Source organism: Melioribacteraceae bacterium (assembly GCA_030584085.1).
Lineage (GTDB): Bacteria > Bacteroidota > Ignavibacteria > Ignavibacteriales > Melioribacteraceae > SURF-28.
The window spans coordinates 2,590,716-2,604,329 of the sequence record CP129490.1; the positions used below are offsets into that span (position 1 = coordinate 2,590,716).

The 13,614-nt window shown below is 35.0% G+C and carries 12 protein-coding genes; all 12 read right to left on the minus strand.

The features are described from left to right. Positions 1–4: 4 nt before the first annotated feature. Positions 5–742, minus strand: a complete 738-nt coding sequence (locus QY331_11875) for a 2-phosphosulfolactate phosphatase (GenBank protein ID WKZ68648.1) — start codon at positions 740–742, stop codon at positions 5–7. Continuing rightward, a complete protein-coding gene (gene gcvT, locus QY331_11880; GenBank protein WKZ68649.1) occupies positions 743–1,852 on the minus strand; it encodes a glycine cleavage system aminomethyltransferase GcvT in 1,110 nt (369 codons plus the stop codon). It lies immediately after the preceding gene. A 7-nt stretch (positions 1,853–1,859) separates the two neighbouring features. Further along, positions 1,860–2,504 (minus strand): fructose-6-phosphate aldolase, encoded by a 645-nt coding sequence (gene fsa, locus QY331_11885; protein WKZ68650.1) that lies wholly within the window; start codon positions 2,502–2,504, stop codon positions 1,860–1,862. Positions 2,505–2,520: 16 nt separating this feature from the next. Beyond that, a complete protein-coding gene (locus tag QY331_11890; GenBank protein ID WKZ68651.1) occupies positions 2,521–4,083 on the minus strand; it encodes an Rne/Rng family ribonuclease in 1,563 nt (520 codons plus the stop codon). Between the two features lie 15 nt (positions 4,084–4,098). Next, positions 4,099–5,172: a tRNA-dihydrouridine synthase gene (locus QY331_11895; protein ID WKZ68652.1), complete on the minus strand. Its 1,074-nt coding sequence runs from the start codon at positions 5,170–5,172 to the stop codon at positions 4,099–4,101. Between the two features lie 62 nt (positions 5,173–5,234). After that, a complete protein-coding gene (pnp, locus tag QY331_11900) occupies positions 5,235–7,352 on the minus strand; it encodes a polyribonucleotide nucleotidyltransferase (protein ID WKZ68653.1) in 2,118 nt (705 codons plus the stop codon). 8 nt (positions 7,353–7,360) lie between these two features. After that, positions 7,361–7,630, minus strand: a complete 270-nt coding sequence (rpsO, locus tag QY331_11905; protein ID WKZ68654.1) for a 30S ribosomal protein S15 — start codon at positions 7,628–7,630, stop codon at positions 7,361–7,363. A gap of 50 nt (positions 7,631–7,680) precedes the next feature. Next, complete coding sequence (locus QY331_11910; GenBank protein WKZ68655.1) at positions 7,681–8,622, minus strand: bifunctional riboflavin kinase/FAD synthetase; 942 nt, start codon at positions 8,620–8,622, stop codon at positions 7,681–7,683. After that, positions 8,622–9,335, minus strand: a complete 714-nt coding sequence (gene truB, locus QY331_11915; GenBank protein WKZ68656.1) for a tRNA pseudouridine(55) synthase TruB — start codon at positions 9,333–9,335, stop codon at positions 8,622–8,624. The genes QY331_11910 and truB overlap by 1 nt, the downstream gene beginning before the upstream one ends. Beyond that, positions 9,310–9,666 carry a 30S ribosome-binding factor RbfA gene (gene rbfA, locus QY331_11920; protein WKZ68657.1) on the minus strand — a complete coding sequence of 119 codons (357 nt, stop codon included), beginning with the start codon at positions 9,664–9,666 and terminating at the stop codon, positions 9,310–9,312. Before rbfA ends, truB begins: the two co-directional genes overlap by 26 nt. A gap of 2 nt (positions 9,667–9,668) precedes the next feature. After that, positions 9,669–12,317: a translation initiation factor IF-2 gene (gene infB, locus QY331_11925; GenBank protein WKZ68658.1), complete on the minus strand. Its 2,649-nt coding sequence runs from the start codon at positions 12,315–12,317 to the stop codon at positions 9,669–9,671. Positions 12,318–12,348: 31 nt separating this feature from the next. Next, the gene (gene nusA / locus QY331_11930; GenBank protein WKZ68659.1) at positions 12,349–13,596 is read right to left on the minus strand and encodes a transcription termination factor NusA; all 1,248 of its coding nucleotides are present in this window, start codon (positions 13,594–13,596) and stop codon (positions 12,349–12,351) included. Positions 13,597–13,614: the final 18 nt, after the last annotated feature.

The following is a 13,614-nucleotide window of genomic DNA, read 5'->3' on the forward strand; positions in this document are numbered from 1 at the left end:
CTAATTATTGAACTTGTTCAATTTCATATTTTTTGATAACACCATTTTTATAAAAAGGGACTATATTACTTTTAGAAAGTTTTGCAGCGTGAGTAATATCGTCTTTAAAACCATTCTCAATTAGTCTCTTACCGTGTTCTGTTTCGGCAAGCATTTTAGAAATACTTTTTCCGAAGGATTTATTCAGTGAAACGCTCGCTCTTGACGAATCGGTTAACTCGATATCCTCTTTTAATTTTATTATTTCCGAAATTAATCTGCCGGCACAAATTGTATCCTCTAAACTGAATCTGCCATTATCGCCTGAACACAGAATATCAAAATCAATATTCATTGCAGTCATCTGTTCGGCAACCGAACTCAAATTATAAAAGGAACATGTAAATAAATTTTCAGAAAATTTTGCTTTCACAATCGCTTTTGATCCGTTTGTGGTATAAAGAATAATAGATTTTCCATCAACAATTTCTTTTGAATACTCTAAAGGTGAATTACCTAGATTAAATCCTTCAATTTTTTTTGTGTTACGTTCACCGCCTAACAAACGATGTCCTCCAAATGCATCACCGGAAATCTTCATCGCAAATTCTATAGTGCCAACCGGAATAATTTCCTTTGCACCATTCTCAAGCGCTGTTGAAATAACCGTCGTTGCACGAAGAACATCAATTACAACAGCAGTTTTACCGGCAAAATACATTTCCTCAGCATTAAGCGGAGATAACAATACGTTAATTTTCATTTACTTCACCACAAATGGAAGTTTTACAACAGTAGCAGGAATTTCCTTTTCTCTAATTAAAAAACTTACAACTTTACCTTCGCTGGCATATTCACTATCAACATATCCAAGTGCAATCGCTTTATTTAGAATAGGACTAACTGTGCCGCTGGTTATATATCCAATTTTTTTACCATCGGCAACAATATCATAACCGTGACGCGGGAAAGCTTTTTCATCTGTCTGCATGGGGACTAATTTTTGTTTTAATCCTTCTTCTTTCACCTTAACAAGAACATCTTTAGCAATAAAATTTTCTTTTTTCAGTTTGGTTATCCAGCCAAGTCCGGCTTCAAGCGGATTAGTGGTTTGATCAATATCGTTACCATATAAACAATACCCCATTTCGAGTCTTAAAGAGTCACGTGCACCTAATCCGGTTGGTTTAATTCCAAATTCTTCACCGGCTTCAAAAACAGAATTCCAAATTTTTTCCGCAACGGTTTCATCGCCTTTGAAATATAATTCATAGCCTAGTTCACCTGTATATCCGGTTCTAGAAAATATCATATCAACCCCGGCGACTTGTGTATTAAGGAAATGGTAATATTCCAGCGTTGAAATATCAACATCAGTCAATTTCTGCAAAACTTTCATTGAATCAGGACCTTGAACGGCAAGTAATGAATATTCATCACTCTCATCAACAAGCTGCGCATCAAACTTGTTATTCTTCTTCATCCATTCGAAATCTTTATCTTTGTTGGAAGCGTTTACAACAAGCATATACTCTTCATCGGAGATTTTATAAACTAACAGATCATCAACAATTCCACCGTCTTCATAACACATTGCTGAATATTGAACCCTACCCGGGATTAATTTACTTGCATCATTAGTTGTTAAGTATTGAACAAAATCCAATGCACCTTTACCTCTGACAAAAACTTCGCCCATATGGGAAACATCAAACACACCCACACTATTCCTAATTATTTTGTGCTCTTCGATAATTGAAGAATATTGAACAGGCATTTGATAACCAGCAAAGTCTACAATCTTTGCATTAAGTTTTTTATGAATATCATAAAATTTTGTTTTTTTACTAGAACTACTTTGATCACTCGACATTTTCCACCTACTGATTAAGTTTTTTCCAATCACTCAAAAATTTATCTAAACCAATATCCGTTAACGGATGATTGAATAATTTATTAATTACATCAAACGGCATTGTAGCAACATGAGCTCCCATTTTTGCCGCTTCGACCAAATGGAGCGGGTGACGAATACTTGCTACTAATACTTGTGTTGGGAATCCATAATTTTCATAAATCTGAATTATGTCATAGATCAATCCCATTCCATCTGTACTTATGTCATCAAGTCTACCAACGAAAGGGCTGATATAAGTTGCACCTGCCTTTGCGGCTAACAATGCTTGCGATGCCGAAAAGCAAAGTGTTACGTTTGTTTTTATTCCGTCTTCAGTTAAGGTTTTTACAGCTTTTAAACCTTCCCTAATAAGCGGAACTTTAACAACTATGTTTTTGTGAATTTTTGCAAGTTCGTTAGCTTCTTTTAATATTCCAGCATAATCAGTTGAAACTACTTCAGCGCTTATTGGGCCATCAACTATTTTAACAATTTCATCCAAGAGTTCTCTAAAATTTCTTCCCTCTTTAGCAACAAGAGATGGATTAGTTGTCACTCCATCAAGAATACCGAGAGATGCAGCTTCTTGAATTTCTTTAATATTTGCTGTGTCAATAAAAAATTTCATTTCAGATACCTTTCATTTATTCATTATTACTTTCTGTAAGTTCTTTTTCGTTTGATGCTGAGATAAAATGGAATTCCTGCGGATTGATTTTATTATCTTCAACCAATTTTATTTTGATAAAATATTTTGACTGCAATTTAAAGAGAGTCGAAAATAATCCTTCCTTTAATTTTGCGCCTAAAGTTGGATGAACTTTTAATAAAAGCTTTTTCTCTTTACCATGATGTTTATACTTTTTAATCCAATCTTCGATCTCATGAATCATATGAGATTTTTTGGTTAATAAACCAGTACCAAGGCAATATGGGCAAACTTCATTTACAGATTGCAAGATATTTTCTCGAACACGTTGACGAGTAATTTGCATTAAGCCGAAGTCGGTCATAGGAAGCATCGCAATTTTTGCACGATCTTTTTTAAATTCTTTTCGAAGCTCGTCATAAATTTTCTTACGATTTTTATCATCTTCAAGATCAATAAAATCAACTACAATTAAGCCTCCTATATCACGCAATCTAAGTTGACGAACTATTTCACGCGCTGCTTCTAAATCTGTTTTAAGTGAATTTAATTCTTGCTCTTTTTTTGCTGCGTATCTTCCCGAGTTAACATCTATTACTATCATTGCTTCGGTATGTTCAATTACGATGTGACCGCCGGAAGGTAATTGAACTTTTCTGCCCATAAGTTGTTTTGTCTGTTCTTCTATTTTGAATGCTTCAAAAATTGATTGCGAATCTTTATAGAGAACAACTTTTTCAACCAATTCGGGTTGTATAAATTGCACGTAATCTCTTATCTCTTTATAAATCTTTTTTGAATCGATAAATATCTTGTTTACTTCGTCGGTGAATAAATCTCGGATAACACTTCTTGTGGTAGAAACATCATTATAAACCATATAAGGAGGCTTATTATTCTTTGCTTCCTCTTCTATGGTTTTCCATGTTTTAACAAGATATTTTAAATCACTAGCAAGATGTTGCTCGGATTGATCTTTTGCAGCAGTGCGAATAATCAATCCGCAATTATCGGGTAAAATTTCGCGTGCAATTCTACGAAGACGTTTTCTTTCACGATAATCACTTATTTTTTTTGACACACCAATTTTGGTATCGAATGGAAGCAAGACACAAAATCTTCCTGGTAAACTTAAGGACGAAGAAACTCGAACTCCTTTATCCTTAACAGGTTCTTTAATGATTTGGATCAGAATGTCCTGACCCTTATGCAACTTTGGTGAGCTGTGTTCTTGCTTTGGGTGCGGCTTTTTTGCCGGGGCATCATCATCATCATCGTCATCTATATCACGATCATCGTCATCATCTAAAACAGATTGCAATGCTTCTAATCTGTCTCCGATATCAGAAAAATGAAGAAAGGCATCGTGTTTTAAACCGATGTCAATAAACGCAGCTCTAATTCCCGGAAGTACTCTTGCAATTTTACCGAGGTAAATATTGCCAACCATTCTCCTCTTTTCCGGGTTCTCGACAAAATAGTCAACCAAATTACCGTCTTCGGTAATAGCAACTCTTGTTTGAGAAGAGGATGAGTTGATTATAATTTCTTTTCTCATTTCTTTCTTTAAACCTCAACCGAAGGACTCCGTATATACAGGTTCTTTTACCAACCAAAAGAGCACCTTCATTCTAAATTTTTGTTGAACTGCTTGTAAATTTTCTTCGGGATACTTTTGATCGAGTATTTTCTCTGTATGATCATCAACTAAGTCAAGAATTGACTCTATTGAATTTAATTTCATTAATGAATCTATAAGTTCATTTATCCCGATATAGTTTTTGTAATACCAAATAATATTTTTCTTTATAAAATTTAAAGCTCGGAGTTCACCGTACTCAATTTTCAGCAACTTGATATGTTCTAAAACTGTTTCTTTTACAGTTAATATTGTTGGTAATCCCGGGTCAATATTATTTTCGATTATGGAATTAAATCTTGAAAAAATAAACGGATTACCTAATGCACCTCGTGCAACCATAACTGAATCAACCCCGGTTTGTTCTTTCATCCTAATCGCATCATCGGCTGAGAAGATTGAACCGTTTCCCACAACCGGAATTTTTACTGATTGTTTAATTTTGGAAAGCAGCTCCCACTTAGCTGCTTGATCATATTTATCTTTTCTATATCTTGTATGAACAGTAACAAAAGATGCCCCGTTATCTTCAGCAACTTTTGCGTTGTCGATTACGGATATATTCTTTTCGTCATCTCCCAATCTGAATTTGGCAGATATCATCACATCACCGGCTGCCTTTTTCATTTCAGAAATAATTTTGCCAAGTAAAGGGCGCGAATTCATTAAACAAGCACCCATACTGTATTTAACGACTTTTTCAACCGGACAACCACAGTTAAGATCAATTACGTCCGGTTTATATTTAATAATTTCTTTTACAGATGATTTAATTATCTCGGGATCGTTACCTAAAATTTGTACACCGATAGGTTTTTCATTTTTGTGGAAAGCTAAGTAGCGAAGTGTTTCAAATTCATTTTCGAGCACTCCTTTTGCGCTTACCATCTGAGTAAATGTTAAACCTACACCATATTTTCTGGCAATAGCCCGGAATGATTCATCCGAAATATCTGCCATTGGTGCTAGGAGCAATCTTTTTGTTAGATCAACGTTACCTATTAGCATCTTATCAATTTACATATATTTAAAACAAAAAATGCTGAATATTCCATTCAGCATTTCTAATTTTAGTTACTTTCTTCAGGCACATTTTCATCTTTCTTTTCATCAATCATCAATGCTTTTCGTGATAAACTAAATTTACCGTTTTCGATCTTTATCAACTTAACCTTTATTTTATCGCCTTCTTTTAGAACCGATTCAACTTTTTCGATTCTCTTTGTATCAAGCTGAGAAATGTGAAGCAATCCTTGAATATTAGGCAAAAACTCAACAAAAGCACCGTAATCTTGAAGTTTGATTACTTTTGCTTCGTAAGTTTTACCGATTTCAGGTTCTTGAGTAAGCTTCTTTATATATTCTCTTGCTGCTTCGGCTTTAACTTTATCTTGACCGGAAATATGAACGGTTCCGTCTTCTTCAATTGCAATATCAACAGTATATTCTCTTTGAATACCCTGAATAACTTTTCCACCAGGTCCTATAACCGAACCAATTTTTTCAGGATTAATTTTTGTGAATAATAATGTCGGAGCATATTGCGAAATTGCAGCTCTGGGTTCAGAAATTGATTCCTTCATAATTGAAAGAATGTGCATTCTGCCTTCTTTAGCTTGGTGAAGTGCTTTTTCCATAATTTCGAATGAGATACCTTGAATTTTGATATCCATTTGAATTGCAGTTATACCTTTTTCTGAACCGGCAACTTTGAAATCCATATCACCGAGATGATCTTCATTCCCTAAAATATCAGAAAGTACAGCATAACTGTCACCTTCTTTTACTAATCCCATAGCAATACCGGCAATCATAGTTTTGATCGGAACACCGCCATCTAACATAGCGAGAGTACCGGAACAAACTGTTGCCATCGATGATGATCCGTTAGATTCAAGTATATCTGAATTCAATCGAATTATATATGGGAAAGTTGCTTCATCAGGAATGATAAATTTGAGAGATCTTTCGGCAAGATTGCCATGACCAATCTCTCGTCTTCCAACACCGGTCATTCTTCCTACTTCACCAACACTAAATGGCGGGAAGTTATAATGAAGTAAAAATCTCTTCTTATATTCCTCTTGTAATCCGTCTACAATTTGTTCATCACCTTTTGTTCCCAAAGTTAATGTCATTAAACTTTGTGTTTCACCACGAGTAAATAACGCAGAGCCGTGAGTTCTTGGAAGTAATCCTAAATCAATCCAGATTTGTCTTACATCTGTAAGAGATCTGCCATCTAATCTCGGTTTATTTTCCAGAATTTGTTTTCTCATCAACTCTTTTTCGATATCGTGAAGAATTTGTTTGATATCTTTTTCAAACTCGAGATATTTTTCTGCTAATTCAGCGAGAACAAATTCATTTATCTCTTTATTTTTTGTAGCTCTTTCTTCTTTTTCAAGAGACATTGCTACAACTTCGGCATATTTATCATATGCTAATTTCTTAACATCTTCTTCCAATCCATCGGCATAGACTTTTGTTGTAACAGTCATTTTTTCCACACCGCAGGCTTCCCTAAGCTCATGTTGAAGCTGAACAATTTTCTTTATTTCTTCATGTGCAAATCGTAAAGCTGATAAAAATTCTTCTTCAGAAATTTCTTTCGCTTCACCTTCAACCATCATTATCGAATCCGCTGTACCGGCGACTGTAAGTTCCAAATCACTTGCTTCAGTCTGTTTAATTGTGGGATTAACAATAAATTGACCTTCGACTCTAACCACTCTAACTTCACCGATTGGTTCAAGAAATGGAATTCTTGAAATGTGCAATGCAGCAGATGCACCTATTGCTGCAAGAACATCAGAATCATTTTCACCATCAAATGAATAAACATTTGCAATTAACTGTGTTTCATTTTTGAATTCATTCGGGAACAATGGTCTTATTGGTCGATCAATTAAGCGAGAGCTGAGGATTTCTTTTTCTGTTGGTCTTCCTTCTCTTTTAAAAAATCCGCCCGGAAACTTTCCGGCTGCATAGGCTTTTTCTCTGTATTCAACCGATAGTGGGAAAAAGTCAATATCTTCTTTAGCTTCATTAGCAGCTACGGCTGTAACTAGTACCATAGTGTCTCCATAACGTACCATCACAGAACCATCTGCTTGTTTTGCTAGTTTGCCCGTCTCTAAAATTAATTTTTTACCGTTTATTTCAACTTCTTTACGTATAACGTTCATGTGCTTCCTTATTTTCTAATATTGAGTTCTTTAATGATTGCTCTATATCTTTCGATATCTTTTTTAGTTAAGTAATCAAGCAATCTTCTTCTTTTACCAACCATTTTCATCAAGCCTCTTCTTGACGCATGATCTTTTGAATGTTTACCGAAATGTTCGGTTAGTTCATTTATTCTTTGTGTAAGAATAGCAATCTGCACTTCGGCTGTTCCGCTGTCGTTTTCTGATTTACCGAATTTTTTAATTAATTCTTGTTTCTTTTCTTTTGTTAAAGACATTTGTTACTCCTATAAATTAGTTATTAATGTAATCCCAGTCCTCACCGAGATCAATTAGTTATTACTACATCTAAAATTTCTGCCGCTTTCTTTTTATCTAATTCTATTTGTTCAATTAGTTCTTCTTTTGAGTTAAACTTTTTTTCTGCTCTAATTCTCTTAATAAAATTTATTTTTAGAACCTCACCATATATCATTCTATTGAAATTAAATAGATGAACTTCAGGTACAAGTTCTGCTGTATCGTTAAATGTCGGTCTGTAACCAATATTCATTACACCGCTTAGTTTTTCATTGTTCAATTCACATCCAACTGCATAAACACCATTTTGAGGAATCAATTTACTGGCATTAAACATCTGCAAATTAGCTGTCGGGAAACCAAGTATTCTTCCTCTTTTTGCACCGGTTACAATTTCACCTTGCAATGAATAACTTCTTCCGAGAAATAAATTAGCTTGCTCAACATTTCCTTCAATCAATGCATTACGAATTTTGCTGCTGCTTACAATCTCATCATTTTGTTTAACAGCGTCAACCGAAGTTACTTCAAAACCGTATTTGATTCCTAAATCCGTTAACGAATCAGCATCCCCGCCTCTTCCCTTTCCAAATTTATGATCATGCCCGACAACAACATGTTTTGCATCTAATCTATCAATAAGAAAATTTTTAACAAATTCTTCCGATGATTGATTAGAAAACTCGGGGGTGAAGTTAATCAGATAAAAATTATCGATGCCAAACGCGTTAAGAATCTCTTTCTTTTCCTCAACATCGGTAAGAATTTTTATTTCGTAACTATTTGACACAACACTTCTTGGATGTGGATCAAATGAAACAACAGTGCTTTTTAATTGTTTTTCTTTTGCAATATTTATAAGAACATCTAAAATGTTTTTGTGACCAATATGAAGTCCGTCAAATGTTCCGACGGTAACACATGTATTTTTTAATTTTGGCTTATCAACTCTATCAGAAAAAACATTCATTACTTATCAACCGTAATAGAATTAAATTCTTTTTCGAACTCTTTAATTGTAAATGCAACATCGACATTATATTGACCGATTGCTTCTCTTCTAAGTTCTTTTAAGTAACCGCCGCAGCCAAGTTTATCACCCAGGTCATTTGCAATAGCTCTAATGTATGTTCCTTTCGAACAAGAAATTCTAAAATGAATTTCGGGATTTACATAATTGGAAATCTCAAAATCGTATATCTCAACCGATCTTGAATTTCTTTCAATCTCTACACCTTTACGAGCATACTTATAAAGTGATTTACCCTTATGTTTTACCGCAGAATACATCGGTGGCGTTTGTTCAATTTTACCGACAAAAGCTTCTTTCACGGAAATAATTTTTTCAAGTGTAATATCGGAAGTATCATGTTCTTCAATTACATCTGTCTCTGCATCCATAGAAGCAGTACGTTTGCCGAGAATAATTTTTCCGGAATATACTTTTTTCAAATCTTGGAAATGACTAATCTCTTTAGTCTTCTTTCCGGTACAGATAATTAAAAGCCCGGTTGCAAGCGGATCCAAAGTACCGGCATGCCCAATCTTTTTAATTCCGGTAATTTTACGCAGTTTATAAACAACGTTAAAAGAACTTGCATGTAAATCTTTATCAATTAAAATTACTTCGCCATTCGTAAAGTCGAAATTACTAAAATCATTCGTCGCTTTGCTTATCATCATTGTGTAATTTCTTAAAAATATTTTCCATCTTCTCTACATAATCTATAGTATCATCAATATAAAAATGGAGTTCCGGTGTATGACGTAACTTAACTTTTTGTGCTAATTGTCCGCGTATAAAACCGGATAATTCATTTACTTTATTCAACATCATTTCTCTATTCTCTTTATTGAAAACAGAGAAATAAACTTTTGCAATTCTAACATCCGGTGTAACTTTAACACTTGTAATTGTTGTTAAACCAAATTCCGGATCTTGGAGTTTATGTAGAAAAATTAAACTTAGTTCTTCTTTTATAAGGTGTTCTATTTTCTCTCCACGTATAGACATAATTAACTTAGCTTTTTCTTTGTCTCGACAAACTTATAACCTTCAATAACATCACCTACTTTAATATCATTAAAGTTAGCAATATTAAGTCCGCACTCGTATCCGGCGTCAACTTCTTTAACATCGTCTTTGAAACGTTTGAGTGTAGCAAGTTCACCTTCGTAAATAACAATTCCATCCCTAAACAATCTAATTCGAGTATTTCTTGTAATTTTACCTTCTTGCACATAACAGCCGGCAATTGTACCAACTTTCGGCACCTTAAAGGTTTCACGTACTTCAATAGTTGCCGTAAGTTCTTCAGAAACAACCGGGGATAACATACCTTCAAGAGCAGATTTAACTTCATTGATTGCGTCGTAGATTACATTATAAAGTCTGATATCAACTTTTTCCTGTTCAGCCAATTTTCTAGCGTTGATATGAGGTCTTACATGGAAACCTACAATAATGGCAGAGGATGCTGCTGCAAGCAGAACGTCGCCTTCTGAAATGGCACCAACACCTTTGTGAATAACACTGACTGCGACTTCATTGTTTGATAATTTCATCAGCGAATCCGATAAAGCTTCAACAGATCCATCAACGTCACCCTTAACAACGATTGGCAATTCCTTAAATCCACCTTGGCTAATTTGGTTTGCAATCTCATCCAATGTAATGTGTCTAACTTGTCGATGATCTTGTTCGCGTTTTAATTGCTGACGCTTTAATCCAAGTTCTCTAGCTTCTCTCTCACTATCGACAACTATAAATGTATCACCGGCTTGAGGTGCACTATCAAAACCTAAAACTAGAGCAGGAGCTGCCGGACCGGCTTCATCAATTTTATTATTTCTTTCGTCAAACATCGCACGAACACGTCCATAAGTATTGCCAGAAACAAAAGGATCGCCAACTCTCATTGTTCCTTTTTGGATCAACACTGTTGCAGTAACACCGCGTCCTTTATCTAATTGAGATTCAACTATAGTTCCCCGTGCTTTTCTATCAGGATTGGCCTTTAATTCTAGGACTTCAGCTTCCAGTAGAATTTTTTCTAATAATTCTTCAATATTCAGGCCGGATTTTGCAGAAATTTGAACACACTGATATTTACCGCCCCAATCTTCAACAAGAATATTTCTATCGGCTAACTGTTGTTTAATTTTATCAGGATTAGCCCCCGGTTTATCAATCTTGTTGATGGCTATTACTATCGGAACGCTTGCGGCTTGCGCGTGATTAATTGCTTCAATTGTTTGAGGCATAACTGCATCATCGGCTGCAACAATAAGCACAACAATATCCGTAACTTTAGCACCACGGGCACGCATTGCGGTAAATGCTTCGTGACCTGGTGTGTCAAGAAAAGTTATATATCTTCCGTCATCAAGTTTTACTCTATAAGCACCAATATGCTGTGTAATTCCACCTGATTCACCGGCAACCACATTTGTCTTGCGAATATGATCGAGCAAAGAAGTTTTTCCGTGATCAACATGACCCATAATTGTAACAACGGGAGGTCTGTATATTAATGAATCTTCTGGATCATGTTCTTCTTCTATTACATCGCCTTTATATTCATCCTCAAATGCAACATCAAATCCAAATTCATCGGCAACTAAAGTAATTGTTTCAACGTCAAGTCTTTGATTTATTGAAACCATTATACCCATTTCAATGCATTTTTGAATTACTTCACTTACTTGTACACTCATAAGATTAGCTAATTCACTAACCGATATAAATTCGGTCACATGTAGGGTGGATTTTTCAATTTCACGTTGTTCTAAACGTTTTTCCTCTTCCTCTTCTCTTTCTTTTCTTTTCTTCTTCTTGAAGCTGGCTCTTGCACTTGCTCCACTTTCGTCCATACTTAACAGTGTACGTTTAATTGCAGCTTCAACTTCACGTTTATCTACATCAAGTTTTTTAACTTTCTTTTTCTTTTTATTCTTTGGTGCTTCATCAACTTCATCTTCAGCACGCTTTTTAGCTTTTAATTTTTTCTTTTTACGTTTGCTGGCTTCTTTTTGTTCTTTCTCAAGTTCTTCGGGTGTTTTAACAGGTTTTGGTTTTGCATCCGCATCTTTTGTATCCGGAACTTTTTTCTCTTCCGGTTCTTTGATCTCTTTATTCTGTTTCTTCTTGTCAGTAAGATCAATTTTACCAACTACAGTAAGACCTTTTTTCTTTTGTGATAATTGCCGCTCTCCCTCTGTCTTAAAAGTCTCGATTGCGGCTTCTTCTTCTGGAGCTTCAACTTTTTCCTCAACATCCTTAATATCGGCTTTTGGTTCTTCGGTAGTTATAGTCTCTTCAGCGATTGGCTCTTGTTTTTCCTCAACTAAAATTTCTTGTTCACTTTCAGCAGGCTTTTCTTCAGAAGGTTTTTCTGTTTCTTCTACTTTTTCCGATTCTTCCGGTTTTACTTGATCGCCACGTTTTTTATGGAATTCAGAAATTTTACGATAATGTTTCTCTGCAGCTTCAATGTCTTTCTTAAACTTATCATTGATATCGGCAATCATTTCATCATTAAGAAGAGACATATGATTTTTAACTTCATATCCCTTTTGCTTAAGGAAATCAACAATCGTGTCTGTTGCCAAATTATATTCGGAAGCAAATTTGTAAATTCTTAATTTCTTACTTTTTTCTGTCATTTAAGATCACCCGCAATTAAGTCACAACGACTTATTCTTCTTCTTCAAATTGATTTTTTAATATTTCGAGTATTTGGTTTGCTGTTTCTTCGGTTATACCGTTGATTTCTTTTAGTTTCTCCACTCCGGCTGTTAGCACTTCAACCGCTGTATCATATCGATTATTAATGAGCAGATCGACCACGGTATCACCAAGTTCCTCACGAAGTTCAACTAGTTCAATATCGCCTTCATATTCTTCGAACGGTTTTTCTTCTCGTATTACATCAATTTCATATCCTGTTAATTTCATTGCTAGTCTAATGTTAACCCCGTTTCTTCCAACAATTAACGATACTTGATCGCTATCGGCAGTAACAGTACATTTCTTTTCATCTTCATCCAACTCAATTGATTTTAATTTTGCCGGAGATAAAGAGCGTTGAATATAAACCACAGGATCCTCTGAATAATTTATAACGTCGATATTCTCGTTGTTCAACTCACGCACGATTGCGTGAATACGAACACCTTTCATACCAACGCAAGCACCAACCGCATCAATTCTTTGGTCTTGAGATTCAACCGCAACTTTAGCTCTTTCACCGGGTTCACGAGCAATTCCTTTAATTTCTATAACACCGTCATAAATTTCTGGAATTTCAATTTCAAATAACCTTCTTAAGAATGTGTTATCTGCTCTTGAAATTATTATTACAGGTCCATTTGGTGTTTTCTTAACTTCTTTTATCACCGCACGAATTGTATCGCCTTTTCTATATTTTTCTCTAGGAATTTGTTCGTAACGTGGAAGTAAAAGTTCATTTTTATTATGGTTAACAAGAACATCGTTTCTTCTTACTTGATAGATGTCACCTACAACAATATCACCAACCATTTCATTGTATTCGTTGTGAATTAATTCTTTTTCGATTTCTCGAATACGTTGATTTAAACTTTGCCGGGCGAGATTAATCAGTCTTCTTCCGAATGCGGCAAGAGGAATTATTTCTACAAAATCATCACCAACTTCAAGTTCGTCTTCATTTCCTTTTTCATTGACTTCATCTATACTAATTTCCAGATTCGGATCTTCAACTTCTTCGACTATTGTTCTTTCGAGGAAGATTTCTATATCACCTTTGTCCATGTTCACAACAACGTCAAAATTTGCATCGGGACCAAATTTCTTTTTAACGAGCAGACCGAAGATTTCTTCAATTATGCCAGCGAGAACATCTTTATCAACGCTCTTTTCCCTCGCCATCGCGGCAAAGGAATCAACTATCTCATTGTTCATTTTTATATGCCTCCGTGA